The following is a 24,326-nucleotide window of genomic DNA, read 5'->3' on the forward strand; positions in this document are numbered from 1 at the left end:
CCACATGTGGCACGTTTTTGGCGTTTTGCGGGCCCCCCGGATTAGTGCCACCCGCGAAGTGAAGGTACTTTTTAACTGACGATCAATGGTGGCTTTCCACAAGAAGGCAGCGCGGCCTTTGGAAATCCTGTCCGCACAGGATCCGCGGGCAGCTTCACCAGATGTTGGACCAGCTTTCGACAGAGGCCCCGATGCCTCATGAGGAGACTCCATGACTGAAACCACCAGCGCAACCCTGCGCCATGCCGGCGGCGAACTCGAACTCCCGCGCATCAAGGTTGTAGAAGGAAACGAAGGCTACGACGTTTCCAAGCTGCTGAAGCAGACCGGCGCCGTCGCTTTCGACCCCGGTTTCATGAACACCGCCGCCACCACCTCGGCCATCACCTATATCGATGGTGACGCCGGCATCCTGCGCTACCGCGGCTACCCGATCGAACAGCTGGCCCAGCACTCGAGCTTCCTGGAAGTCTCCTACCTGCTGATCTACGGCAACCTGCCGACCCCCACCGAGCTGGAGTCCTTCGACCAGCGGATCCGCCACCACACCCTGCTGCACGAGGAGCTCAAGGGCTTCTTCAGCGGCTTCCCCCGTGACGCCCACCCGATGCCGGTGCTGTCCTCGGCCGTGTCTGCGCTCTCGACGTTCTACCAGGACTCGCTGGATCCGTTCAACGTCGAGCAGGTGGAGGTGTCCACCATCCGCCTCATGGCCAAGATGCCGGTCATCGCCGCCTACGCCCACAAGAAGTCGATCGGGCAGCCCATGCTGTACCCGGACAACTCGATGAACCTGGTGGAGAACTTCCTGCGCCTCAGCTTTGGCCTGCCGGCCGAGCAGTACGAGGTGGACCCGGTTATCGCCAAGGCCCTGGACCTGCTCCTGATCCTGCACGCTGACCACGAGCAGAACTGTTCGACGTCGACGGTCCGCCTGGTCGGCTCTTCGAACGCCAACTTGTTCGCCTCTGTCTCCGCCGGCATCAACGCCCTCTTCGGCCCTGCCCACGGCGGCGCCAACGAGGCCGTCCTCAAGATGCTGCGCCAGATCCAGGCCGACGGCATCAAGCCCGAGGACTACATGGAGAAGGTCAAGAACAAGGAAGACGGCGTCCGCCTCATGGGCTTCGGGCACCGCGTCTACAAGAACTACGACCCGCGCGCCAAGATCATCAAGGCGACGGCGCACGAAGTCCTCAGCAAGCTCGGCGGAAACGACGAGCTTCTCGACATCGCCATGCGCCTTGAAGAGAAAGCCCTGGGCGACGACTACTTCATCCAGCGCAAGCTCTACCCCAACGTGGACTTCTACACCGGCCTGATCTACAAGGCCATGGGCTTCCCCGAGAAGATGTTCACCGTGCTGTTCGCAATCGGACGCCTGCCGGGCTGGATCGCCCAGTGGCGCGAGATGATCAGCGATCCCAACACCAAGATCGGCCGCCCGCGCCAGCTCTACGTCGGCGAACCGGAACGCAACTACCCGTCGCTGTAGCCCGCCGGCAACGGCACGCGAGCGATAACAAGTACGACGCCGGCCGCGCACCTTTCGTTGAGGTGCGCGGCCGGCGTCGTTCCTCTGGAGCCCCGTGCCGCTGTCAACCATGCCGCTGTGAACCATGCCGCTGTGACCCGCGCCACGTCCCCGGGGTAAACGGTGTGCCCCGGAGCGGCAACGGCACGGACGTGCTAAAAAAGACCAGTGCCTAAATTTGTCGACGCCGTAATCCGGCGCCAGGAAGTAGTTGACGCAGTCTTCAGGATCATCGCAGCGGATGGTCTCGAGCGGGCCTCCCTGCGGGAAGTCGCAGATGAAGCGCAGTTGGCCGTCGGCTCGGTGCGGCACTATTTCGCCAGCAGCGACGAGCTGCTGACCCACGCGTTCGCCGTGGTGGTGGACCGAATCGTCGGCCGCCTCACCGACGCGGACTCCCGGCTGGGCGACCTGCCGCTAGGGTCGGGGGAGCACCATGCTGCCGTCCTGGCACTGCTGGGTGAGTTTCTTCCGCTGGACGAGGAACGGGCAGTCGACGCCTGCGTCTGGATGGCCTTCAAGAATGCCGCCCGGACGAAGCCGTTCCTGGCCGCCGAGGCCGACCGCAGCCACCGGGCGGTGGCCGCCGTCGTGGGCGGACTCATCCTGGGCCTGGCCGGCCCCGAGGGCGCCGACGCCGACGGCGATGGCTCAGTCGGCGTCGACCAGCAGGTGCTCGTCACTGAAGCGGAACTGCTGCTGGCAGTCCTGGACGGTCTGACGATGCACGCCCTGCTGCAGCCAGAGTGGATGACGGCCCTGATGTGCAGGGATGTGCTCGAAGCCCACTTGGAGGGCCTGAACCGCCGGGTGGCGGCCGGGCAGCCAGCCTTTAACGCGTCATAACAACAGGAATAGACTGGGATCGTACGTCTTGCCAAGGAGGCAATTGGATGCACCACACCGGCGGGCCTGGCTGGCGGATCACGATGGATACCTCCGGTCCCATGCTCATTGCCCTCTACGTTCGTGACGCCGCCGGTCTGGACACTGCGGGGCACCCGGCGCTCTGCCATGCGGCACCGAAGATCCGCGCCTCGGACCACTCTCACCTGATCGCCGAAGTCGGCGGCCCGGCTGCGCTCAAGACCGAATGGGAGGCCTGGTGGGAGCAGCTGCTGAAGGCCCACCCGGAAATGTCCCCGGAGCTCTCTCCGCCGGGCTTCCGTGCGTTCAGCAATTCGCCGGCCCTCCGGCGCGTGCTGCAGGCCCATTTCGGGGCGGCTTTGACGTGGGCCCGGGAACGCCGCGGGGAATACGTGGCCCTCGAAGCGGAGCGCGACGCCAACGGGAACAACGAACTGCTGGCCGACATGGTGGAGGACCGCCTGCTGGACGTGGGACGCGCTTCAAAGGATTTCGGCCTGACGATCATCGAGCTGCCGCTTGCGGAGCCGCGGGCCTGGTATCTCGAGCCCGACAAGATCATCATGAGCCACGAGCTGCTGTCCCAGCCGGAGCTGTTCCGCAGCTACGTGCAGCCGGTGGTCGACCTCCTCGTGTGAGCCCGCCCAATGACGACTGATTGACCAGTAACTGACCGGCCGCTGGGGGATCAGGTGCCGGGCGCGTCGGCGACGGTTACCCTGACCTGGCCGGCCGGGACTTGTGCCGGCTGCCAGCCGTCGCGGGACTGCCGGTTCCAGGCACGGCCATCGACCTCCACGCTGGTGATTTCGAGCGCCTTGGCGTTGGCCACGGCCCATTGACCCACGGCCCAGGCCTGTGTACCTTCGGCATCCACGAGCAGGGTCCTGCCGTCGGTGGACGCCTGGACGTCCCCCAGCGCAGCGGTCAGCTCTGCGGTGACGGTGGCAGGATCCCCGGCGGTGTCGGGGGAGCGCAGCGAGCAGTCCAGGCCTGCAGGCGTCTGGCCGCTCAGGGCAGAGGCGAAGGCGCGGGCCATCGCCTCGTGCTGGGCATAGGCGTCCGGGTACGCCGAGCGCTGGACGCGCTGGGCGGCCTCGGTGATCTCCAGCGACTCGTACCCGGAGACCTCCACGAGCGCATCGTAGAACGCATTGCTGGCGTGGTACGGGTCCATCACCTGGGCCGTGGTGCCCCAGCCCTGGGACGGCCGCTGCTGGAACAACCCGCGCGAGTCGGGACCGGCCTGGTCGCCATGGCCGATGTTGCGCAGTTTGGATTCCTGCATCGAGGTGGCCAGCGCGATGCTGGCGGCCCGGGCGGGAAGCCCGCGCCGGACCGCGACGGCAGTGATGAGGGAAGCGTTGGCCGCCTGGTCTGTGGCGAGGTCATCGCCTCCGCTGCCCGCGGCCGTGCAGCGTTCGGTGATTAACGTTTCCGATCGCTGCAGGAACGCCACCGCGGTGTAGATCGCGCCGCCGACCATCGCAAGGGTCAGCAGAAGGACGATCCGGCGCCGCCAGCTCCCTCGTCGTGCCACGAACATACTCCCTCAGGCCCCAGCGGGCTGCGTCATCGGCTACTTCGTCGTTGCGGGGGGCCCCGCCGGGGCGGTCTTCGCCGCCCGCCATACCGTACCAGCCGGTGCGGTCAGTTGGCGTGCAGGGCCTCATTGAGCTCCACGGTCTGGCCCTTGCGGGGGAGGACCTCAACCTCACCGGTGGTGGAATTGCGGCGGAAGAGCAGGTTGGGAACGCCGGAAAGGTCCACGGCCTTGACGATCCGGCTGGTGTCTTCACCGTCGGCGTCCTTGGGTCCGATCACGCGCACACGGGTGCCGGCGGTGACGTAGAGCCCGGCCTCGACGACGGAGTCGTCACCGATGCTGATGCCCACACCGGAGTTGGCGCCGAGGAGGACCCGCTCGCCGAGGGCGATCTTTTCCTTGCCGCCGCCGGAGAGGGTTCCCATGATCGAGGCCCCGCCGCCGACGTCGGATCCGTCGCCGGCGACGACGCCGGCAGAGATCCGGCCCTCGACCATGGAGGTACCCAAGGTTCCGGCATTGAAGTTCACGAAGCCCTCGTGCATGACGGTGGTGCCTTCGGCCAGGTGCGCACCCAGCCGGACCCGGTCGGCGTCGGCGATCCGGACGCCGGAGGGAATCACGTAGTCCACCATGCGCGGGAACTTGTCCACACCGAAGACTGTGACGGCGCCGCGCTTGCGCAGCCGGGCCCGGGTCAGTTCGAAGTCCTCCACGGCGGCGGGGCCGAAGTTGGTCCACACCACGTTGGGGAGCTTGCCGAAGATGCCGTCAAGGTTGATGCTGTTGGGCTGGACCAGCCGGTGGGAGAGCAGGTGCAGGCGAAGGTAGGCGTCCGCCGTGTCCGCCGGCGCCTCGTCCAGGTTGATCTGGGCGAAGACGACCTTCTGCTCCGTGCCCCGGTCCGGGTCGATGCCGCTGGCGGCGATGTCGATCAGCGACTGGTCCGCGTTCTCCACCTCGCGCAGGTGCTCCGCAGCGACTCCGAGCGCCGGAGCCGGAAACCATACGTCCAGCACGGTGGCGTTACCGTTGCGGGTGGACACGGTGGCCACCCCGTAACCATAGGCGGAGCGGGCGTAGGTGGGCACAGCGGAAGCAGCAGTTTCAGTCATGGCCCAAGTCTATCGAGAGGGTCCGCGGGCGCTGAAACTCATGACAACCCGGGGGAGGCGAACCGATAAAGTGGGACGGTGACCCCCACGAACCCGAGCACCCCTGCCAGTGCCACCGCCAGCGTCCCTGTCCACACCCCTGTCCGCACGCCGGTCCATTTGGATCTCCGCCAGGACGTTGCCCTGCTCACGGCCGCCCTGATTGACATCGACAGCGTCTCCGGCAACGAGGGGATCCTGGCCGATGCCGTGGAGCATGCCCTCCGCCGGCTGCCGCAGCTGGAGCTGGTCCGCGACGGCGATTCGATCATCGCCCGCACCAACCTGGGCCGGAGCGAGCGTGTCATCCTGGCCGGCCATCTGGACACCGTGCCGCTCCCCACCACCGAGGGCTCGCTCGGCACGTTGCCGGCGTACTGGCCATCCGGGGCCCCGGGGGAGGGGATCCTCTACGGCCGCGGCGCCACCGACATGAAGGGCGGCGTCGCCGTGCAGCTGGCGCTGGCGGCCACCATGTTCGACGGCGGGGCGGAGCCGGTCAAGGATGTCACGTTCGTCTTCTACGACCACGAGGAAGTCGAGGCCGTGAAGAGCGGCCTGGGCCGGCTGGTGCGCAACCACGGGTCCCTGCTCGGCGGGGACTTCGCGATCCTGCTCGAGCCGACAGACGGGACGGTGGAGGGCGGCTGCAACGGCACCAGCCGCTTCGAGGTGACCACGATTGGCGAGGCTGCCCACTCGGCCCGGGCCTGGATGGGCAGCAACGCCATCCATGCCGCGGCCCCGATCCTGGCCCGGCTGGCGGCGTATGAACCGCAGACCGTGACGGTTGACGGCCTGGACTACCGCGAAAGCCTCAACGCCGTGAAGATTCACGGCGGCACGGCCGGAAACGTCATTCCGGACAAGTGTGTCGTGGAAATCAACTACCGCTTCGCGCCGGACAAGACCCTGGACGGCGCCGAGGCCGTGGTGCGCGAACTGCTGGACGGATTCGACGTTGTGCGTACCGACGGCGCGGCCGGAGCGCGGCCCGGGCTGCAGCACCCCGCCGCCGCGTCCTTCGTCGCCGCCGTCGGCGCGGAGCCGAAGCCCAAGTACGGCTGGACCGACGTCGCACGCTTCAGTGAACTGGGCATCCCCGCGGTGAATTTTGGACCCGGCGATGCGCTGCTGGCGCACAAGGACAGCGAGCACGTCGAGGCGGACGCCATCCGTGAATGCCTACGGGCGCTGCGGACCTGGCTCAGCGCGTAGCAACCCTCAATAGGCAGCGCACAAAAATACAGCACACAACGCGCAACGCACAAAGGGTCCGGAACCTCCGAGAGGTTCCGGACCCTTTGCGCGTGGGGCGGCTTACTTGGCGGCCGGGATCCCGGCGACCGGCACGTGCGCCACGCCGCCGGCGGCCCGCTTGGAGCCGCGGCGTTCGAGCCAGATGGCCAGGCGGGAGACCGCCAGGTCGATCGCGATGTAGATGGCCGCGGCCACGAAGAACACCGGGAACAAGTACTGCGGGCCCAGGAAGTCGGCCATGACCTGCACGGCCCGGAGCAGCTCGCCATAGGCGACGATGTAGCCGAGCGAGGTGTCCTTCAGCAGCACCACGAGCTGCGCGACCAGGGACGGCAGCATGCGCCGGATGGCCTGCGGCAGCTCGATGGTCAGCCGGCACTGGAAACTGGTGAGGCCGATAGCCAGGCCGGCCTCACGCTGGCCCTTGGGCAGCGACTGGACGCCGGCGCGGATGATTTCGGCGAAAATCGCCGAGTTGTAAAGGACCAGGCCGGCCACGACGGCGATGAACGAGCTGGTGGCAAAGACGAGCAGGACGAACAGCATCATGAGCACAACGGGCATGCCGCGCAGGAATTCCAGCACGATCCGGGTGGGCACCCTGATCCAGGCGTTGTCCGAGATGCGCATCAGGCACAGGAGCAGGCCCAGCGGGAAGGCAATCACGGCCGACACGGCCGCGGCGGCTAGCGTGGCGCCGATGCCGGCGGCGATCAGGGCCCAGACCTCGGGAAGCTGGAAGACCGCCCAGCGTTTGGGGTCGAAGATTCCCTGCTGGGCGAGGGTCACGACTGCCAGGACGAGGAGGCCGCCGATCACGATCACGCCGATGATGGAGCCGATCAGCGAGACCCGGCGGGCTTTGGGGCCGGGGACGTCATAGAGAACAGAGCTCATCGTGCGATCGCCACCTTTCGTTCAACGACGCTAGCGAGAAAGCCAAGCGGGATGGTTATCAGCAGGTAGAAGAATGCGATGCCGACCAGAACCCACATGACGGCGTCGCCGTTGGCATTGGCCAGCTGCTTGCCCTGGCCGAAGAGTTCCAACACATAGAACGCGCCGGCCACAGAAGAGTTCTTGACCAGGGCGATCAGAATGTTGATCAACGGCGGAATCACGGTGCGCAGGGCCTGCGGCAGGATGATCAGCGAGAGCACCTGGCTGAACTGCATGCCGATGCTGCGGGCGGCCTCCGCCTGGCCCACCGGGACACTGTTGACGCCGGAGCGCACGGCTTCGGCGATGAAGGCCGAGGTGTAGGCGCTCAGGGCGATGATGGCGGCGACCTCGAACTGCTGGAACGTGACGCCGAGGCGGGGCAGAACCACTGCTGCGAAGAAGAACGCGATGGTCAGCGGGGTGTTCCGGACGATCTCGACGTACGTCATGCTGAAGCCACGCAGCGCGGCGACGGGCGAGACACGGGCGGCAGCCAGGATGGTGCCGAAGACCAAGGCAATAATCCCCGAGACCAGGGACAGGAAAAGGGTTCGGAGAAAACCGTCCCAATACTGGGGGAGGTTATCAATGATGACGTCCATAAGTTCCTTCAGCTGCGTTGAGGGGATTCCAAGCGAAAGACGGGAGTGGCGGCCGTCGGGCTGCGGAAAATCCGCGGCCCGGCAGCCGCCACAGCCGGCTAGTAGCGGTCGATCGTGGGAAGCGCGGGCGTGGTCTTGATGACGGTGCCGGCGGTGTCTTCCCAGGCCTTCTTGTAGGACCCGTCCTTGTCGGAGGCCTCCAGCTGGTCATTGACCCACGCGCGGAAGGCGGTGTCGTCCTTCTTCAGGCCGATGCCGTAGGGCTCCTTGGTGAAGGTCTGATCCGATGCCAGCTTGAAGGCGTCCGGTTCCTTGGACACGAAACCGGCCAGGATGACGTTGTCGGTGGTGACGGCTTCAACCTGGTGGTTCCGCAGCGGTTCCAGGCAGGCTGAGTAGGTCGCGGCCGGAACCAGGACAGCTCCGTACTTCTCCACGATCGTCGAGGCTGGCGTGGAACCGGTCACGGAGCAGACGTTCTTGCCCTTGACGTCTTCGGGCTTGGTGATGGAGTTGTTGTCCTTGTTCACCATGAGAGCTTGTCCGGCCTCGTAGTACGGGCCGGCGAAGTCGACCTCGGCCTTGCGCTTGTCGTTGATGGTGTAGGTGGCGACGATCATGTCCACCTTGCCCTGCTTGAGGAACTGCTCGCGGTTGGCGGAGACAGTTTCAACCCACTCGATCTTGTCGGCGGGAATGCCCAGCTTGGCGGCCATCAGCTTGCCGATTTCGACGTCGAAGCCGACGGGCTTGCCGTCGAGGCCCTTCTGGCCGAAGAGCGGCTGGTCGAACTTGGTGCCGATGGTGATCTTGCCCGCGGATGCAAGCTTGGCCATGGTGGAATCGGCGGGAAAGCTCGGCTTCTCGGCTACGGGCGGGTTGGTGGTCGTGGAGGAGCTGCCGCCACAGGCGCTCAGGCTGAGTGCCAGTGCTGCGGAAGCGGCAACCAGAAGGGATTTCCTTCGGGTCAAAAATGCCTTCATGACATTCCTTTCATTGGGCGGCCGCCGTCCGGCAGCCAGGGTGCGAAATCGTAGTCGGTCAGTGTGTCAGCAGCTTGGACAGGAAATCCTTGGCCCGGCTGCTCTTGGGGTTGTTGAAGAATTCCTCGGGGGTCGCGTCCTCAACGATCTGGCCGTCGGCCATGAACACGACGCGGTCGGCCGCCTTGCGGGCGAAGCCCATCTCGTGGGTGACCACGATCATGGTCATGCCTTCTTTGGCGAGCTGGACCATGACGTCCAGAACCTCGTTGATCATTTCCGGGTCGAGGGCAGAGGTGGGCTCGTCGAAGAGCATCACCTTTGGCTTCATGGCCAGGGCGCGGGCGATGGCAACGCGCTGCTGCTGGCCGCCGGAGAGCTGCGCCGGAAGTTTGGGTGCCTGATGCCCGACGCCGACGCGCTCCAGCAGCGCCATGGCGTCCTTGTCGGCCTCGCCCTTGGGGACGCCCTTGACCTTGATCGGGCCGAGGGTGACGTTTTCCAGGATGGTCTTGTGGGCGAAGAGGTTGAAGGACTGGAAGACCATGCCGACGTCGGCGCGCAGCTTCGCCAGTTCCTTGCCCTCCGCGGGCAGTTCCTTGCCATCGATCTTGATGTCGCCGTCATCGATGGTCTCGAGACGGTTGATAGCGCGGCAGAGCGTGGACTTGCCGGAACCCGAGGGACCGATGACAACAACAACCTCACCCTTGCGGACGTTCAGGTTGATGTCCTTCAGGACGTGCAACTGGCCGTAATGCTTGTTCACGGCCTTCAGGGAGACGAGAGCATCGCCGGGCACTTGAGTAGTCATAGAAAGAATCTAGCGAAGATTGACGCAATATGACCGCAATCACTCCGTTTAGTGCAGATCGTGATTCAAGAGATACCTGCACGTCAGCGTCCCTTGCAGGCCCGCCGCAGGCCTCCCTCTGCTGCCTCCCTCTGGGGGCCCGGCCACCGCCTGCCCCCGCTCCCGCGCCGACGCGCCGACGCGGCGGCGGCCGAGTTCCGCGCTAGCCTATGGGCATGAGTACCGATCCGCAGCACGGCCCCAAGCAAAACGCCGAACAGAATCCCGCCGGAAAGCCGGCCCACGAAGCCCGCAGCACCCCGGCGCCCAACGGGATCCGGCACAAGGGCCCGCTTGAGCTGCGCCGCAAGGCCGCCAAGGTCACGATGTCCGACCAGACCCTGCTGGACACGACGGGCGCGGGCCAGTTCGTCCACACCGATCCGTGGCGCGTGCTGCGGATCCAGAGCGAATTCGTGGAAGGATTCGGCGCCCTGGCCGATCTTGGTCCGGCAGTCAGCGTCTTCGGCTCCGCCCGCACCGTGCCGGGCAGCCGAAACTACGAGCTCGGCGTCGAGGTCGGACGCCGCCTGGCCGAGGCCGGACTGGCCGTGATCACGGGCGGCGGCCCCGGCTCGATGGAGGCCGCGAACAAGGGCGCCGTGCAGGGCAACGGCGTCTCCGTAGGCCTCGGGATCGAACTGCCCTTCGAGCAGGGCATGAACCAGTGGGTGGACCTCGGCATCAACTTCCGGTACTTCTTCGCCCGCAAGACCATGTTCGTCAAGTACGCCCAGGGGTTCATCGTGCTCCCCGGCGGCCTCGGCACCCTGGACGAGCTCTTCGAAGCCATGGTCCTGGTCCAAACCCGCAAGGTCACCTCCTTCCCGATCGTGCTGCTGGGAACCGCGTTCTGGAGCCCCATGCTCGAGTGGGTCCGTGACACCCTCGTCGCGGAGGGGATGGTTTCGGCGGAAGACCTGGACCTCGTGCAGGTGGTGGACGACCCCGCGCTGGCCGTCGAGCTGGTCGTGGAAGGCGCCGCTCGCCACCGGAACCCGAACGCCGGCTCCACCAACGGGACCGGCAACGCGAACATCAAGGGAAACGTCGAGGGAACGCGGGGCTGATCCGTCCGCCTGAGCGCTCCGGCGTCCGGCTTCTGGCACGATGGTCTAGTGAGTCTCTTTTTGGTTTTCCTGGCGATTGTGCTGATCGGCGTCGCCGTCCTCCTGGGCACCGGCCTGGCGCCGAAAATCTTCAGCCGACGCCGGGACCGCGGTGCGGGCGGTTCTTTTGACGACGGCTTCGACGAGCCGGTCGCGTCCCTGCCTCCGGTGCTGCTGCCCGAGCGCGCGGCCGCGGCGGACATCGACCGTCTGCGCTTCGCCGTCGGACTCCGCGGCTACCGGATGGACCAGGTGGATCAGGTCCTGGATGACCTGCGGGAGCAGATCATCGCCAAGGACCAGAAGATCGAGGCTCTCGGGGAGGAACTGGAACGCCTCCGTCCGCCGACCGAACAGCGTCCGTGAGCCACGTGGAAGACCCGGAGACCGTCGCGGCGCCTGAGGCCCCGAAGCCCCAGGGGTTGAACGCGGCGCTGTGGAGCCGCATCGCCGCCGCGGGCGCCGGGATGGCGCGGTGGCCGTGGTGGGCTCAGGTGGCCGGCCTGTACATCGCCGCCCGGCTGGTCAGCGCCTGCATCTTCATGGCCGCAGCCCTGCACCAGGGCGTGAATCCGTGGTTTCCCGCCAAGCCCGACTATTGGAACTTCATCAATATCTGGGACGCCCGCTGGTATGCCCAAGCGCTACAGGCCGGGTATCCGGCGCTCCTGCCGATCGACGACGCCGGCATCGTCCAAGAGAACACGTGGGCCTTCTACCCCTTGTTTCCCGTGCTGGGCCGGGTGGTTTCCGGGCTGACAGGCACGGGTCCGGGGTGGTCCCTGACGGCCATCGCCCTGGTCTCGGGAATGGGTGCAGCCCTCGTGGCGTACAGGATTTTCCGGCACCGGGCCACGCACCGCACGGCGCTCTGGGGGACCGTGTTCCTGGCGGCCTTCCCGGTGGCGCCGGTGCTGCAGGTGCCCTACGCCGAATCCCTGAACCTTCTGCTCCTCGGCGCCGCGCTGCTGCTCGTCATGGAGCGCCGGTACCTGTGGGCCATGCCCGTGGTGGTCCTGATGTGCCTTTCCCGGCCCACCGGGGTTCCGTTTGCCGTGATGATGGGGCTCTTGTTTCTCTACCGCTGCTGGCAGCGGGTCACGGCGCAGCGCAGGGAGGACGTCGCGGTTCCCGGCAACGCGGAGCTTTGGTCCCTGGGCGGTCTCACCGCCGTCAGCGGCCTCGGTGCGCTGCTGTGGCCGGCCATCGCCTGGGCCGCGACCGGCGATCTGGGCGCCTATACCAAGACCGAAACCGCATGGCGCGGCGATGACCTGGTGCCGTTCAAGCCATGGTTCGACGCCGGCATCATGCTGTTCGGGCCGACGCTCGGCGTGCTGGCTCCCTTCGTGTTCGTTGCCGCGTTCACCCTGTTGATGATGTCCCGGCCCGTCGTCGCCCTGGGCACTGAGCTGAGGCTCTGGTGCTGCTGCTACATGGGGTATCTGCTGGTCTTCCTGCACCCCCAGACCAGCACGTTCAGGATGCTGCTGCCGCTGTTCCCTCTCGCCCTCAGCGCTGCACTTCTCTCGCGTTCCCGCGCTTACCGCGGCACCGTGGTGGTCATGTTCGTGCTGCTGCAGATCGTCTGGATTGTGTGGCTGTGGGCGTGGGCGCAGCTGCCGGGCGGAGGAGACTACCCGCCGTGACGCACAGCACCATTTCGCGGCGCCGGCCCGGCCTGGCGGGACTCGCTGGAAAGTCCAACGATTAGCTACGGGCGCATTGTTACGCGATAATAGAGGATAAGCAAGGACAAGAAGCGCACAGTTTGTAAGCAGTTTATTTGTGAGTTTGCCTGTCATGGCGGCCTCTTGGAGCGCTGCCGGACGGCTTGATTGGCCAAGCGGACGCAGCCCGGCCGGGCTGGTATGTCAGGGACTAATGGAGGGGATATTCCTTATGGCGGCAATGAAACCACGCACCGGCGACGGCCCTATGGAAGTGACGAAAGAGGGACGAAGCCTGATCATGCGTGTTCCGCTCGAAGGCGGGGGGCGGCTTGTAGTCGAACTCAATGCCGCAGAGGCGACGAACCTCAAGGAATGCCTCGTCGGCGTCACCGAATAGCGTCACGCCAAGAGCTTCGCACTAGGGCGGGGCCCCGGCCATCAGGCTGCGGACCCCGCCTTTTGCTGTCTGCGCCCGACCCCGTGCCCGACGCGCCTGGCCTGTTAGCTCCTGGCTGTTACGTCTTAGCTGTTACTTCTTGACCGCGATCAGCAGGCCGTCGCCGGTGGGCAGCATGGCGGAGGCGAGGCGGTCGTCGTCGCGGATGGACTTGCCGATCTGACGCAGCACTACGGTGGTGGCTTCCCGGACGGCCGGATTCGCGACCCGGTCCTTGTCGAGGGCATCGTTGACGATCAGCAGTCCGCCGGATTTGAGCAGCCGCACGGCCTGTTCCACATAGCTGGGGTAGTTCGGTTTGTCCGCGTCAATGAATACGAGATCATAGGCCCCGTCCGTGAGCCGGGGCAGGACATCCCCGGCCCGGCCCGAAATGGTGCGGGTGCGGTTGGCGGGGCTGCCTGCCTCTTGGAACGCCTCGCGCGCGGCCTTGAGGTGTTCGACGTCGACGTCGATGGTGGTCAGGACAGCCTGCGGGCCCAGCCCGCGCAGGATGCACACGCCGGACACGCCTGCGCCGGTGCCGATCTCCACCGCGGTCTGTGCCTTGGACGCCGCCGCCAGCACCGTCAGCACGGCGCCCACGCCCGGACCGATCGGGGTCACGCCAAGCTCGAAGGACCGTTCGCGCGCGTGCAACAGGACCTCATCCTCGGCAGGCAGATCTTCTGCGTAGGACCAGCTCGTGGACTTATCGGCGCTCATGGGATATCGCTTTCTGGGCGGCAGGGGAGTGTTCCCTACAGCGTACTGTGTCCGGCGGGACGGGACGCGGAGGCGGCAACACCGTGGCCCCGGCCGGAGGGGTCGTTCTGCCTTCGGCGGAAGACCGCGATGGATCAGGAAATTCCCAGCTTATTTTGAAATGATGGGTATCCGCTCATCCGCGTGGTGATCGGCGTCGAATGAAGGGTGCAGGAATCTGCGCGAGCAGGCACAATTCAGGCGTAGGTACCATCCACGAGGGGAGTGGACGATGTCGATTCTGGCACCTGTCCCGGCAACTGAGGCAACAGATTCAACCGGCCAGTCCCGGACCGCGGCGGAAGCCGAATGGGTCCGGCCGACCTGGGAGGAAGTGGTGACGAACCACTCCGCCAAGGTCTACCGCCTTGCGTACCGGCTGACCGGAAACAAGTACGACGCCGAGGACCTCACCCAGGAGGTGTTCGTCCGCGTCTTCCGTTCGCTCGAGAACTTCAAGCCGGGCACGCTGGACGGCTGGCTGCACCGGATCACCACCAATCTGTTCCTGGACCAGGCGCGGCGCAAGAACAGGATCCGCTTTGATGCCTTGGCCGACGACGCTGAGTCGCGGCTGCCGGGCCGGGAGCCCGGGCCGGAGCAAAGCTTCGAATTCAACAACCTCGACGTCGATGTTCAGGCGGCGCTCGAGGAACTCCCGCCCGACTTCCGCGCCGCCGTCGTGCTGTGCGACCTCGAAGGGCTGTCCTACGACGAAGTCGCCGCCGCGCTGGACATCAAACTCGGGACCGTCCGGTCCCGGATTCACCGCGGCCGGACAATGCTCCGTGAAAAGCTCGCGCACCGCGACCCGCGCCCGGCGCAGCCGGCCAAGCAGTCCCTCAAGCCGCGGCTCAAGATGCCGCGCATCGCCGGCCTCCTCTGAACCGGTCAATGGGTCTACTGAGACGTTTACTGGGAGCACCGGGCTGCAGGTTCTGGGGCAGGGCCGGCGCTACCCGGAAATGGGCCGCCAGCCGCCACGATCATGTGGAATCGTGTGCCGAATGCCGTGCCCGGCAACAGCGCGAGCGCCAGTACCTCGAGAAGCTCCGCGGCGCCGCCGTGCCCGAGGCCAGTGAGGACCTGACTGCACGGCTCCTGGCACGGACCGGGCAGTTGGCCGCGGAACGGGCGGCGGCCGAACGGACAGCGCCGGAACGGCTCGAGGCCGAACGCGCGGACGCGGCCGGCCCAGCGGACACGTTGGGCACAGCGGAACGGCTGGACACGGCGGACGCCGTCCGGGCCGGCCACCATCAGTGGCCGTCAGACTGGTTCCCGGCAGAACACACCGTGCCGGATCGGGCAGGGACCGCCGGGACGGTCGCCGGGTCGGCAGCCGGTAGTGCAGCCGCTGCCGCGCATCCACAAGGCGTCCGCCGCCGCGGCCCGCGCCTGCCGGTGCTGGCAGTCGGAGGAGCCGTCGCCGCCTTGGCACTCATGGCCGGCACCGCCTACGTCATGGGAGGCGACGACGCGGTGCCCGCCGACGGCGCAGAGGCTGCCGCCCTCGCCCATCCGGATACCGCGGGGCTGCCCGCCGGCGGTGAACCGCTTGGTGCAAGGGAGCGGTTCGGCGCCAGCGGATCCGGCAACCCGGACGACCCCGGCGCTGAGGGAACCGCGCCCCGTGTTGCGTTCGGACTGGGCGGTGAGCCCGACTTCACCCCTGCCGGGACGCTGAGCACCGGTCAGCTTGCCGCGTTCCGTTCGCAGGGATGGACCTGTCCGGAGCTGCGCGACCTCGGATTCCACCTCATCTGGGCCCGGGCCGGCGTCATCTCCGGCGACGAGGTCCTGGAACTTCGTCTCACGGATGGCCGGCACTTCGCCACGGTCCTCGAGCAGCACGCCTCGACGCGTGCCCCCCGCACGCACCCCGCACCCGCCCGGGCCGAAGTTTCACCCATCAACGTGCTGACCGGACACGCCGCCGTGGCGGACGGGTTCATCCCGGCCAAGGCCGGCACGCCGTCGGCCGCCCCCGAACCCGGAAACGGCTTTCTCTGGGTCAACCCCGCCCCGCCTTACCGGGCCATCTACCAGACCTCGGCGGCCACTTACACGTACATTTCGGACCTGCCGGCCGAGCAGGCCGACGACGGCGTTGCCGCCCTGACCGGGGCCAGCAGCGGCGCTCCCGTGCCGGCCTCGCACAACGGAATTCCGGAACGGATCGAGCGGGGACTGAGCCGAATCCTGGAGCACCTGGCACCGTGAGGCAGGGACGGGCCGGACATAGCCGGCTTTCGGACTTAGCGGAATCGTCGCCAGCCCGAGCGAGAGGGTAACCTTCCTAAAGTGCTTGGAATCAATGGACCGGAATTCTTACTTCTGCTGATCATCGGCCTTCTGGTGATTGGTCCCAGCAGGCTGCCCGAATACACCCAGAAACTTGCCAATATCGTCAAGGAAGTGCGCCGGATGGCGTCCGGTGCGCGGGAACAGATCAAGGAAGAAGTCGGCATCGATATCGATGAGGTCGACTGGAAGAAGTACGATCCCCGCCAGTACGATCCCCGCCGGATCATCAAGGAAGCGCTCCTTGACGATGACACCAAGCCGATGAGCGCCGGGGCACCCACAGCGGTGTCCACGGCCGCCGCCGCGACTGCGTTCGCAGAGCACCGCCCGGAACGGGTTCTTGAACGGCTGCCCGAGGGCGAACCTGCGCCCTTCGACTCAGAAGCGACCTAGGACTTCCCGCGGCACCTGGGCAGGGATGCTGCGGGGCACTGCCTATATCCGTCGGCATTCCGCCCGGAGCGCTGTCAGCGGGGCTGCAGGCCCAGCGGCCTGCCCTTGAGGCCGCGGGGAACCGACGCCAACTTGCCGGCTATTCCCGCCAGGGCCACGGCCGCAGGCGTCTCCGGACGGCCCAGCACCAGCGGCACGCCGGAATCCCCGCCCTCACGGAGCAGGACTTCGAGCGGAATCTGGCCCAGCAGGGGCACGTCCTCACCCACGGTGGCCGAGAGGCGCTCGGCGAGCACGGCGCCGCCGCCGCTGCCGAACAGTTCCATCCTGCCGCCGTCGGGCATTTCAAGGTAGGACATGTTTTCCACGACGCCGGCCACGGTCTGGCCTGTCTGGGTGGCGATCGCACCCGCCCGCTCGGCAACATCCGCGGCGGCCGCCTGCGGGGTGGTCACGACGAGGATCTGCGCCTTGGGCAGCAGTTGGGCGACAGAGATCGCGATGTCGCCGGTGCCAGGGGGCAGGTCCAGGAAGAGGGCGTCGAGGTCGCCGAAGTAGACGTCGGTGAGGAATTGCTCCAGCGCCCGGTGCAGCATCGGGCCGCGCCACGCCACGGGCTGGTTCCCGGTGACGAACATGCCGATGGAGATGACCTTGACCCCGTAGGCCACGGGCGGCAGGATCATGTCGTCCACCCGCGTGGGCGCCTGCGTGATGCCCATCAGCGCCGGAACGGAGAAACCGTACACATCCGCGTCCACAATCCCCACACGGAGCCCCTGGGCGGCCAGGGCGCACGCCAGGTTGACCGTCACCGAGGACTTGCCCACGCCGCCCTTGCCGCTCGCGACGGCGTACACCCTAGTCAGCGAGCCCGGCGCGTTAAACGGGATGCCGCGCTGGCCGCCGGCGCCCCGCAGCCGCTCCTTGAGGGCATCGCGCTGCTCCTGCGTCATGACTTTCAGGTCCACGTCCACGCCGGTGACGCCCGGGACGGCGGACAGGGCCGCCTCGGTGTCCGCCGTGATGGTGCCGCGCAACGGGCAGCCCGCGATGGTCAGCAGCACCGCGATCCGCACGCGTCCGCCGTCGCCGATCTCCACGGAGTCCACCATGCCGAGCTCGGTGATGGGGCGGCGGAGCTCAGGGTCGATCACGGTGGCAAGTGCGCCGTGCACTGCCTGTTCCAGCGGGGTGCTCATGCGGGCGATGCTCAGCTTTCGGGGAAGGTGCGGTGTGCGGGCTGGCGGGTTGTATCGGCAGCGACCCCAGACGGGTTCACCGCAGGGTTCGGCAGTGGTTTCTCCGAGGGGTCCTCCGCAGGGGGCTCCGCAGAGCCCGCCGCAGGGTCCTTCGCCGGGTCATCCCGCTTACGGCCGGCCTTGACGCGCGGGATCTGCTGGGTCCGGGGGCTGCGCTGCTTGTCGCGCCGCTCCTTCATCTTCTCCTTGACCTTTTCCCGTGGGGTCTCGTGGGCGCCGTTGGAGGGATCGTGGGTGCGCAGTTCCTCCTGGGCCTCCAGCATGTCCTCCAGCAGGCTGCGCAGTTCGGCGCGGACGTAGTCGCGGGTGGCGACCTCGCGCAGCGCGATGCGCAGGGACGCAAGTTCCCGGGTCAGGTATTCGGTGTCGGAGAGATTGCGCTCGGCCCGCTGGCGGTCCTGCTGGAGCGAGACTTTGTCGCGGTCGTCCTGGCGGTTCTGCGCCAGCAGCAAGAGCGGGGCGGCGTAAGAGGCTTGCAGGGACAGCATGAGGGTCAGCAGCGTGAAGCCCAGTGCCCGTGAATCGAACTGCCATTCCTCCGGCGCCCACGTGTTCCAGCCCAGCCAGAAAAGGCAGAACACCGTCATGTACATCAGGAACGCGGGGGTGCCCATGAACCGGGCGAAGCCTTCCGTGGCGTGGCCGAAGGCGTCCGGGTCGGGACGGAAATTGGGCAGGATCCGCTGCCGGCCGCTCAGGGGCGTGTCGAGGCCGCCGGTGGTCCTGTTGCCAGGGCGGACATTGGTGGTTCGTGGTGCTGGGGAATCAGCCAATGCGGCCTCCGAGCTTCCTTATCGGGGCGTCGTCATCGTGGGCGCGCCAGTCGTCCGGCAACAGATGATCAAGCACGTCGTCAACAGTCACCGCCCCCACAAGCCGTCCGTCCTCATTGACAACAGGGAGGGAGTTGAGGTTGTACGTTGCCAGCGTGCGCGCGACCTCGCTGATGTGGGCCTGATCGGAGACCGGTTCCAGGTTCTTGTCCACCAGGTTGCCCAGCGGCTCCGGCGGCGGGAAGCGCAAGAGCTGCTGGATGTGGACGACGCCGAGGAAACGTCCAGTCGGGGTCTCCAGCGGGGGCCGGGCGACGAAGATCGAGGACGCCAGGGCGGGGGAGAGTTCCTCCCGGCGGACGTGCGCGAGTGCCTCGGCGACGGTTGCTTCCGGGGGCAGGATCACCGGAACCGGCGTCATGAGGCCACCGGCGGTGTCCTCGTCGTATTCGAGCAGGCGGCGGACGTCCTCGGCGCCTTCGGGTTCCATCAACTGCAGGAGTTCCTCGGCCTGCGCACTGGGGAGTTCGGCAAGGAGGTCGGCGGCGTCGTCGGGATCCATTTCCTCAAGGACGTCGGCGGCGCGGTTGACGTCCAGGGCCGAGAGGATCTCCACCTGGTCGCCTTCCGGCATCTCCTGCAGGACGTCGGCGAGACGTTCGTCCTGAAGTTCGCTCGCAACCTCGAAGCGGCGTTTATCGCTCATTTCCTGAAGGGCTTCGGCGAAGTCGGCCGGCTTGAGGTCCTCGTGCGTGGCCACGAACTGGGTGGCGGCCTGCGGCTCGGTCTTGGCGCCCTGCAGGGCATCGGCCCAGTCGATGATCATGGTTTCGTTGCGGCGCAACCGGCTCAGCGGCGAGAGGGAGTGGCCACGGCGGACGAAGAGCTTACTGACGAACCAGTCGCCGGACCGGTGCCGGTCCATGGCGATGTCCTCGATGGTCGCATCGCCGCTGCCGTCCGCGAGGGTCACCCGGCGGTCGAACATTTCAGCCACCACAAGGGTTTCCGCGCCGCGCTGTTCGAAACGGCGAAGATTGACCAGCCCGGTGCAGATGACCTGGGTTTGGTCTATGGACGTAATCCGGGTCATCGGGACGAACACGCGCTTCTTCCCGGGAACCTCGACGACGATGCCCACCACGTGCGGGGCGCCCCTGGTCCCGCGGGAGAGCACCACGACGTCGCGCAGCCGGCCCAGACGGTCGCCCAATGGGTCGAAGACGTCCAGTCCGAGGAGGCGCGCGACAAACACCCGCGAAAGATTCGTGCTCACTCCTACAGGCTACCGAGTCTGCTCTCTTTTAGCTGAATTTCCAGCCGCACCCCAGCCCGATAGGTGAGAATGGGCATATGTCAAACATTTTTGGTGCTCCCAGGGCCGGTGCCCCCAACGGCTCGGACGAGGCCCGCACCGTCCCGCGAGGCGACGTTGTCGGTTCCTACAACTCCTACCTGGATGCCCAGAAGGCGGTGGACTACCTCGCTGACCAGCAGTTCCCCGTGCAGATGGTGTCGATCGTGGGCAATGACCTGAAAATGGTGGAGCGGGTGACCGGCAGGCTGACCTACCCCCGCGTCGCCCTCTCCGGCGCCCTCAGCGGCATGTGGTTCGGCCTGTTCGTCGGCGTCATGCTGTCCTTCTTCTCCACGACGCCAGGATATTTCTCGATTGTGACGTCCGTGCTGATGGGTGCCGCGTTCTTCATGCTGTTCGGCATCGTCACCTACGCCATGCAGCGCGGCAAGCGTGACTTCACCTCAACCAGTCAGGTGGTGGCGACCAATTACGACGTCGTGGTCTCCTTCGAGGCCGCCGGCGAAGCGCGGCGCCTGCTCCACCAGCTGCCCATGTCGCCGCGCGACGCGTCCGGTGCCGCCGCTGGCGGTTACGCGCAGCACGACTACCGCCATCAGGCACCGCAGCAGCCCGGCCCGCAGCAGCCGGGCCCGCAGAGTCAGCCGCCGCAACGCCCGGCGGGCTGGAACGACCCGTACGGCCAGAGGACGCCGGAGACCGGCGGCGAGCAGGCCGGACAGTACCAGGGCGGTGCGCCCCAGCAGGAGGGCGCCGCAGGCCCCGCCCAGACGGCACCGGCCACAGAGGAGACGGCCCGGCCGGCGGGCCGGGTCTCGGGGGTGACCTATCCGGACCTCCCGGACGGCCGCCCGCAGTACGGGGTCAGGGTCACTGACAGCGACAAGCCCGCGGCGGGCCAGGACGGCCAGCAGCACTGATTCCAGGCGGCAAAACAGGCAACAGAAAAGGGAGGGTCCGGACATCCGGAACCCTCCCTTTTCTGATCTGAGCCTTTTTCGGATCGAGGCCTTTTTGATTTACGGCGTCTGGCCGTCGACCTCCAGGTAGATGCCCGCCATCCAGGACTCGACGTCGTCGGCCTTGCGCGGCAGCGCAGCGCTGAGGTTGACCGGGCCGCCGGCCGTCATGAGGATGTCGTCCTCGATCCTGACGCCGATGCCGCGGTATTCCTCGGGGATGCCGATGTCCTCGTTCTTGAAGTACAGGCCGGGTTCGATCGTGAACACCATGCCGGGCGTGAGCACTCCGTCGAGATAGAGTTCCCGCTTCGCCTGGGCGCAGTCGTGGACGTCGAGGCCGAGGTGGTGGCTGGTGCCGTGCGGCATCCACCGGCGGTGCTGCTGGCCCTCGGTGCTGACGGCCTCCTCCACGGAGACGGGCAGGAGGCCCCATTCGGCGAGCCGCTCGGCCAGCACTGTGGTGGCTGCGGTGTGGATGTCCCGGAACTTCGTGCCCGGCTGGGCCGCGGCAAAGCCGGCGTCGGCGGCGTCGAGCACTGCCTCGTAGACCTTGCGCTGGACCTCGGAGAACTTGCCGTTGGCCGGCAGGGTGCGGGTGATGTCCGCGGTGTAGAGGGAGTCGGCCTCCACCCCGGCGTCCAGGAGCAGCAGTTCGCCGGCGTTGATCTTGCCGGTGTTCCGGGTCCAGTGCAGCACGGTGGCGTTGTTGCCGGAGGCGGCGATGGTGTCGTAGCCGAGCTCGTTGCCTTCCTCTCGGGCCCGGGCGAAGAACGCCCCTTCCACGACGCGCTCGCCGCGGTGGTGGGTCAGCGCCCGGGGGATTGCCTTGACGACCTCCGTGAAGCCGGCCACGGTGGCGGCGACGGCGATCTTCATCTGTTCGATTTCCCACTCGTCCTTGAGCAGGCGCAGTTCCGAGAGGGCCTCGGCGAGTTTCTCGTCCAGGGCGTCGAGCACGCTCAGGTCAAGGTTGTCGGGGTCCTTGGCCGTGTTGTAGCGGGCGGTGTCGACGAGGGCGTCAATGTTCTCGTCAACCTTGCGGACCAGCCTGATGGAGATTCCGCCGATCTCGGGCGCGCCGACGTTCTTGGTGATGGCGAGTTCGAGTTCGGCGATGTCCGCCGTGTCCACTCCGAGCTTGGCTTTGAACTCGGCCAGGGTCGGGCGTGCGCCGATCCAGAACTCCCCGGAGCGGGAGTCGGCGTAGAACTGCTCGGTGTCGCGGCCGGCCAACGGGCGGAAGTACAGCGTCGCGTGGTGGTTTCCGCCGTCGTCGCCGGTGCCCTCCGCAACCGGTTCCAGGATCAGGACCGCATCAGGTTCGTGGTCCAGGCCGAGGCCGGTAAGGTGCGCGAAGGCAGAGTGCGGCCGGAAGCGGTAGTCGCAGTCGTTCGAGCGGACCTTCAGCGGGCCGGCGGGGATGACCAGGCGTTCACCTTTGAACAGGCCTGAGATGGAGCGGCGCCGGGCTGCGGCGTGGCCCGCGACGGCGTCCCGCTCGGGGAGCTGTTGCGTGGCCGGCGCCCAGTTGCTGGCCATAAAGGCCTTGAAGGCGTCGGAGCTGGGCCGCTGCGAGCGGTTGTTGACGCGCTCTTCGAGGGGCTGGGAAGCGGAGACTAGGGTGTTATCTGCATCGTTCACCGTCCCATAGTCTCACCAGCGCCGCGGCTAAGGCCAACGGCGCGCTCGCGCTGCAGGGCGGCTGCGGGGCGCCGGCACGACGGAGCCGAGGGCTTTGGATCCTGCCATCTACTAGGCTGGTGAGGTGAGGATCGACCTGCATGCGCACTCCAACGTTTCCGACGGCACCCAGGCGCCGGCTGATGTCATGGAGTCCGCCGCCGCTGCCGGCCTCGACGTCATCGCCCTGACTGATCACGATTCCACCGCCGGGTGGGCGGAGGCCGGCGTCGCTGCCCGGAAAACCGGGGTCGCCTTGGTCCCGGGCATGGAGATCTCGTGTCGCACGGCGGAAGGCATCAGCGTCCACCTGCTCAGCTACCTCCACGACCCCGCGCACCCCGGACTGCTTGAGGAAATCACCAAGTCCAAAGACGCCCGGCACACGAGGGCACAGAAGATGGTCACCCTTTTGTCAGAGGACTACCCGTTGACATGGGACGACGTGATTCACCACGTCGCGCCGGGCGCCACCCTGGGCCGCCCGCACATCGCCGACGCGCTCGTCGCCGCCGGCGTTGTGGAAGACCGGGCCGAGGCCTTTGGTTCCATCCTCACAGCACGATCGCGCTACTGGGTCCAGCACTACGCGCCGGAGCCGGCGCTCGCCGTCGAACTGGTCCGTGCAGCCGGCGGCGTCCCGGTGTTTGCGCACCCCGTCGCGTCTGCCCGCGGGCGGATCGTGGGGGAGGGGACCTACCGGGAAATGATCGACGCCGGGCTGGCTGGCCTGGAAATCTACCACCGGGACAATCCCGAGGAGGGCCGGACGTTCCTGCGCCGCATCGCCGAACGCTACGGCCTGCTGGTCACGGGGTCCTCCGATTACCACGGTGCAGGCAAGCCGAACCTGCTGGGGGAGAACCTGACCTCAGCAGAAGTCTTTGCCCGGATCGAGGAACTGGGCACGGGCTCGTCCGTAGTGCGCTGAGACCCGCGTTGCGCTATCACTTTGCGTCCCTCAGAGGCCCGAATAGCAGCCCCAAGTGATAGCGCAACGGGCGGGCGGCGCAACGGGCGGGGCGGCGGGTCAGAGCGTCGGGAACGACGTGAACTGCGCTTGCGCGGCCAGGCGCTTGGCCATGACGTCAATGGCCGGCTGGTTCTGGTCCACGCACACGAACCTGCGGTCGAGTTTCGCGGCCACGGAGCCGAGCGTGCCGGAACCGGCGAAGAAGTCCAGGCACCAGTCGCCCGGCCGGCTCGAGGCCGCAACCACGCGGCGGATGAGCCCCTCCGGCTTCTGCGTCGGGTACCCGGTCTTCTCCTTGCCGGTCGGCGAAACGATCGTGTGCCACCACACGTCCGTGGGCAGCTTGCCGAGCTCTCGCTTGGCGGGAGTGACGAGTCCGGGCGCCATGTAGGGCTCACGGTCCACCTCGGCGCTGTCGAAGTGGTACTTCGCCGGGTTCTTGACGTAGACAAGGATGTTGTCGTGCTTGGTGGGCCAGCGGTACTTGGCCCGTGCACCGTAGTCGTACGCCCAGATGATCTCGTTCAGGAAGCATTCGCGGCCGAAGATCGCGTCCAGCATGACCTTTGCGTAGTGCACCTCGCGGTAGTCCAGGTGCAGGTACAGGGTGCCGTCGTCGGCCAGGAGCCGCCAGGCCTCAACGAGCCGGGGCTCGAGGAAGGACCAGTAGTCGCTGAACGCGTCGTCGTACTTGTGCAGCGCGCCCTTGATGGTGTCGTAGGACCGGCCCTTGAACCCGACGCGGTCACCCTCGCCGCCGGCGTTGAGCACCATCCTGGTTTCCTGGCGCCGCTGGACCCGGCCGGTGTTGAAGGGCGGGTCCACGTAAATCAGTGTGAAGGCGCCGTCCGGCAGCGTGGGGAGGTATTCCGCGTTGTCCGCGTGAACCACCAGGTTGCTGCCGTCCGGCGCCCAGACGGTGTCAGTCATGGAG

Annotated in this window: 25 protein-coding genes; 13 read left to right on the forward strand and 12 right to left on the reverse strand. The window is 67.0% G+C overall.

Features of this window, described 5'->3' with window-relative positions; genetic code table 11:
- The first annotated feature begins 211 nt into the window (after nt 1–211).
- The 3 genes from AC1DZQ_RS08305 (at nt 212) to AC1DZQ_RS08315 (ending at nt 3,039) form a co-directional block, all read left to right on the forward strand.
- A complete protein-coding gene (locus tag AC1DZQ_RS08305) occupies nt 212–1,495 on the forward strand; it encodes a citrate synthase (protein ID WP_476963072.1) in 1,284 nt (427 codons plus the stop codon).
- Between the two features lie 207 nt (nt 1,496–1,702).
- Nucleotides 1,703–2,380 (forward strand): TetR/AcrR family transcriptional regulator, encoded by a 678-nt coding sequence (locus AC1DZQ_RS08310; protein WP_476963073.1) that lies wholly within the window; start codon nt 1,703–1,705, stop codon nt 2,378–2,380.
- A gap of 47 nt (nt 2,381–2,427) precedes the next feature.
- Nucleotides 2,428–3,039 (forward strand): hypothetical protein, encoded by a 612-nt coding sequence (locus AC1DZQ_RS08315; RefSeq protein WP_476963074.1) that lies wholly within the window; start codon nt 2,428–2,430, stop codon nt 3,037–3,039.
- Between the two features lie 50 nt (nt 3,040–3,089).
- Here the strand turns inward: AC1DZQ_RS08315 and AC1DZQ_RS08320 are convergent, their stop codons facing one another.
- Nucleotides 3,090–3,941, reverse strand: a complete 852-nt coding sequence (locus AC1DZQ_RS08320) for a hypothetical protein (RefSeq protein ID WP_476963075.1) — start codon at nt 3,939–3,941, stop codon at nt 3,090–3,092.
- 110 nt (nt 3,942–4,051) lie between these two features.
- Entirely contained in the window at nt 4,052–5,062 is a 1,011-nt protein-coding gene (gene dapD / locus AC1DZQ_RS08325; protein ID WP_476963076.1) for a 2,3,4,5-tetrahydropyridine-2,6-dicarboxylate N-succinyltransferase, read from the reverse strand.
- Nucleotides 5,063–5,221: 159 nt separating this feature from the next.
- On the opposite strand from dapD, the gene dapE reads away from it, so the two are divergent.
- The gene (gene dapE, locus AC1DZQ_RS08330; RefSeq protein ID WP_476963220.1) at nt 5,222–6,319 is read left to right on the forward strand and encodes a succinyl-diaminopimelate desuccinylase; all 1,098 of its coding nucleotides are present in this window, start codon (nt 5,222–5,224) and stop codon (nt 6,317–6,319) included.
- Nucleotides 6,320–6,421: 102 nt separating this feature from the next.
- Here the strand turns inward: dapE and AC1DZQ_RS08335 are convergent, their stop codons facing one another.
- The 4 genes from AC1DZQ_RS08335 to AC1DZQ_RS08350 form a co-directional block, all read right to left on the reverse strand.
- Complete coding sequence (locus tag AC1DZQ_RS08335) at nt 6,422–7,258, reverse strand: amino acid ABC transporter permease (RefSeq protein WP_223913897.1); 837 nt, start codon at nt 7,256–7,258, stop codon at nt 6,422–6,424.
- Nucleotides 7,255–7,905: an amino acid ABC transporter permease gene (locus AC1DZQ_RS08340; RefSeq protein ID WP_476963077.1), complete on the reverse strand. Its 651-nt coding sequence runs from the start codon at nt 7,903–7,905 to the stop codon at nt 7,255–7,257. Before AC1DZQ_RS08340 ends, AC1DZQ_RS08335 begins: the two co-directional genes overlap by 4 nt.
- A gap of 98 nt (nt 7,906–8,003) precedes the next feature.
- The gene (locus AC1DZQ_RS08345) at nt 8,004–8,888 is read right to left on the reverse strand and encodes a glutamate ABC transporter substrate-binding protein (RefSeq protein ID WP_476963078.1); all 885 of its coding nucleotides are present in this window, start codon (nt 8,886–8,888) and stop codon (nt 8,004–8,006) included.
- 58 nt (nt 8,889–8,946) lie between these two features.
- Nucleotides 8,947–9,702: an amino acid ABC transporter ATP-binding protein gene (locus AC1DZQ_RS08350; RefSeq protein ID WP_476963079.1), complete on the reverse strand. Its 756-nt coding sequence runs from the start codon at nt 9,700–9,702 to the stop codon at nt 8,947–8,949.
- 209 nt (nt 9,703–9,911) lie between these two features.
- On the opposite strand from AC1DZQ_RS08350, the gene AC1DZQ_RS08355 reads away from it, so the two are divergent.
- From AC1DZQ_RS08355 to AC1DZQ_RS08370, 4 genes are all read left to right on the forward strand, one after another.
- Nucleotides 9,912–10,811 carry an LOG family protein gene (locus AC1DZQ_RS08355; RefSeq protein WP_476963080.1) on the forward strand — a complete coding sequence of 300 codons (900 nt, stop codon included), beginning with the start codon at nt 9,912–9,914 and terminating at the stop codon, nt 10,809–10,811.
- Between the two features lie 48 nt (nt 10,812–10,859).
- Nucleotides 10,860–11,216, forward strand: a complete 357-nt coding sequence (locus AC1DZQ_RS08360; protein ID WP_476963081.1) for a DivIVA domain-containing protein — start codon at nt 10,860–10,862, stop codon at nt 11,214–11,216.
- Nucleotides 11,217–11,317: 101 nt separating this feature from the next.
- Nucleotides 11,318–12,499 carry a hypothetical protein gene (locus AC1DZQ_RS08365; protein ID WP_476963221.1) on the forward strand — a complete coding sequence of 394 codons (1,182 nt, stop codon included), beginning with the start codon at nt 11,318–11,320 and terminating at the stop codon, nt 12,497–12,499.
- Between the two features lie 253 nt (nt 12,500–12,752).
- Nucleotides 12,753–12,920 carry a DUF3117 domain-containing protein gene (locus AC1DZQ_RS08370; RefSeq protein WP_079550332.1) on the forward strand — a complete coding sequence of 56 codons (168 nt, stop codon included), beginning with the start codon at nt 12,753–12,755 and terminating at the stop codon, nt 12,918–12,920.
- Nucleotides 12,921–13,052: 132 nt separating this feature from the next.
- Here the strand turns inward: AC1DZQ_RS08370 and AC1DZQ_RS08375 are convergent, their stop codons facing one another.
- Complete coding sequence (locus AC1DZQ_RS08375) at nt 13,053–13,685, reverse strand: O-methyltransferase (RefSeq protein ID WP_476963082.1); 633 nt, start codon at nt 13,683–13,685, stop codon at nt 13,053–13,055.
- Nucleotides 13,686–13,956: 271 nt separating this feature from the next.
- Here AC1DZQ_RS08375 and sigE point away from each other — a divergent pair, with 271 nt between their 5' ends.
- The 3 genes from sigE (at nt 13,957) to AC1DZQ_RS08390 (ending at nt 16,424) form a co-directional block, all read left to right on the forward strand.
- Complete coding sequence (gene sigE / locus AC1DZQ_RS08380) at nt 13,957–14,610, forward strand: RNA polymerase sigma factor SigE (RefSeq protein WP_476963083.1); 654 nt, start codon at nt 13,957–13,959, stop codon at nt 14,608–14,610.
- Between the two features lie 104 nt (nt 14,611–14,714).
- The gene (locus AC1DZQ_RS08385; protein WP_476963084.1) at nt 14,715–15,947 is read left to right on the forward strand and encodes a hypothetical protein; all 1,233 of its coding nucleotides are present in this window, start codon (nt 14,715–14,717) and stop codon (nt 15,945–15,947) included.
- A gap of 81 nt (nt 15,948–16,028) precedes the next feature.
- A complete protein-coding gene (locus AC1DZQ_RS08390; protein WP_476963085.1) occupies nt 16,029–16,424 on the forward strand; it encodes a twin-arginine translocase TatA/TatE family subunit in 396 nt (131 codons plus the stop codon).
- A 74-nt stretch (nt 16,425–16,498) separates the two neighbouring features.
- Here the strand turns inward: AC1DZQ_RS08390 and AC1DZQ_RS08395 are convergent, their stop codons facing one another.
- From AC1DZQ_RS08395 to AC1DZQ_RS08405, 3 genes are read right to left on the reverse strand one after another with little or no spacing between them, the layout of a single operon-like run.
- Nucleotides 16,499–17,626 carry an Mrp/NBP35 family ATP-binding protein gene (locus AC1DZQ_RS08395; protein WP_476963086.1) on the reverse strand — a complete coding sequence of 376 codons (1,128 nt, stop codon included), beginning with the start codon at nt 17,624–17,626 and terminating at the stop codon, nt 16,499–16,501.
- An 11-nt stretch (nt 17,627–17,637) separates the two neighbouring features.
- Complete coding sequence (locus AC1DZQ_RS08400) at nt 17,638–18,459, reverse strand: DUF1003 domain-containing protein (RefSeq protein WP_476963087.1); 822 nt, start codon at nt 18,457–18,459, stop codon at nt 17,638–17,640.
- Entirely contained in the window at nt 18,452–19,735 is a 1,284-nt protein-coding gene (locus tag AC1DZQ_RS08405) for a magnesium transporter MgtE N-terminal domain-containing protein (RefSeq protein ID WP_476963088.1), read from the reverse strand. Before AC1DZQ_RS08405 ends, AC1DZQ_RS08400 begins: the two co-directional genes overlap by 8 nt.
- Nucleotides 19,736–19,812: 77 nt before the next feature.
- On the opposite strand from AC1DZQ_RS08405, the gene AC1DZQ_RS08410 reads away from it, so the two are divergent.
- Entirely contained in the window at nt 19,813–20,697 is an 885-nt protein-coding gene (locus tag AC1DZQ_RS08410) for a YflT domain-containing protein (protein WP_476963089.1), read from the forward strand.
- Nucleotides 20,698–20,796: 99 nt separating this feature from the next.
- Here AC1DZQ_RS08410 and AC1DZQ_RS08415 read toward each other — a convergent pair whose 3' ends face one another.
- The gene (locus AC1DZQ_RS08415; RefSeq protein WP_476963090.1) at nt 20,797–22,380 is read right to left on the reverse strand and encodes an aminopeptidase P N-terminal domain-containing protein; all 1,584 of its coding nucleotides are present in this window, start codon (nt 22,378–22,380) and stop codon (nt 20,797–20,799) included.
- Between the two features lie 124 nt (nt 22,381–22,504).
- Between AC1DZQ_RS08415 and AC1DZQ_RS08420 the strand changes: the two genes are divergently transcribed.
- The gene (locus AC1DZQ_RS08420) at nt 22,505–23,350 is read left to right on the forward strand and encodes a PHP domain-containing protein (protein WP_476963091.1); all 846 of its coding nucleotides are present in this window, start codon (nt 22,505–22,507) and stop codon (nt 23,348–23,350) included.
- 99 nt (nt 23,351–23,449) lie between these two features.
- Here the strand turns inward: AC1DZQ_RS08420 and AC1DZQ_RS08425 are convergent, their stop codons facing one another.
- Entirely contained in the window at nt 23,450–24,322 is an 873-nt protein-coding gene (locus AC1DZQ_RS08425; RefSeq protein ID WP_223913905.1) for a DNA-methyltransferase, read from the reverse strand.
- Nucleotides 24,323–24,326: the final 4 nt, after the last annotated feature.

This window comes from Arthrobacter sp. P1_C12_2, assembly GCF_056406415.1.

Coding starts and splice junctions, on each gene's coding strand:
- AC1DZQ_RS08315 (WP_476963074.1), top strand. CDS start 2,428: ATGCACCACACCGGCGGGCCTGGCTGGCGGATCACGATGGATACCTCC.
- AC1DZQ_RS08375 (WP_476963082.1), bottom strand. CDS start 13,685: ATGAGCGCCGATAAGTCCACGAGCTGGTCCTACGCAGAAGATCTGCCT.
- AC1DZQ_RS08395 (WP_476963086.1), bottom strand. CDS start 17,626: ATGAGCACCCCGCTGGAACAGGCAGTGCACGGCGCACTTGCCACCGTG.
- AC1DZQ_RS08365 (WP_476963221.1), top strand. CDS start 11,318: ATGGCGCGGTGGCCGTGGTGGGCTCAGGTGGCCGGCCTGTACATCGCC.
- AC1DZQ_RS08410 (WP_476963089.1), top strand. CDS start 19,813: ATGTCAAACATTTTTGGTGCTCCCAGGGCCGGTGCCCCCAACGGCTCG.
- AC1DZQ_RS08350 (WP_476963079.1), bottom strand. CDS start 9,702: ATGACTACTCAAGTGCCCGGCGATGCTCTCGTCTCCCTGAAGGCCGTG.
- AC1DZQ_RS08305 (WP_476963072.1), top strand. CDS start 212: ATGACTGAAACCACCAGCGCAACCCTGCGCCATGCCGGCGGCGAACTC.
- AC1DZQ_RS08370 (WP_079550332.1), top strand. CDS start 12,753: ATGGCGGCAATGAAACCACGCACCGGCGACGGCCCTATGGAAGTGACG.
- AC1DZQ_RS08425 (WP_223913905.1), bottom strand. CDS start 24,322: ATGACTGACACCGTCTGGGCGCCGGACGGCAGCAACCTGGTGGTTCAC.
- AC1DZQ_RS08340 (WP_476963077.1), bottom strand. CDS start 7,905: ATGGACGTCATCATTGATAACCTCCCCCAGTATTGGGACGGTTTTCTC.
- dapD (WP_476963076.1), bottom strand. CDS start 5,062: ATGACTGAAACTGCTGCTTCCGCTGTGCCCACCTACGCCCGCTCCGCC.
- AC1DZQ_RS08345 (WP_476963078.1), bottom strand. CDS start 8,888: ATGAAGGCATTTTTGACCCGAAGGAAATCCCTTCTGGTTGCCGCTTCC.
- AC1DZQ_RS08355 (WP_476963080.1), top strand. CDS start 9,912: ATGGGCATGAGTACCGATCCGCAGCACGGCCCCAAGCAAAACGCCGAA.
- AC1DZQ_RS08335 (WP_223913897.1), bottom strand. CDS start 7,258: ATGAGCTCTGTTCTCTATGACGTCCCCGGCCCCAAAGCCCGCCGGGTC.
- sigE (WP_476963083.1), top strand. CDS start 13,957: ATGTCGATTCTGGCACCTGTCCCGGCAACTGAGGCAACAGATTCAACC.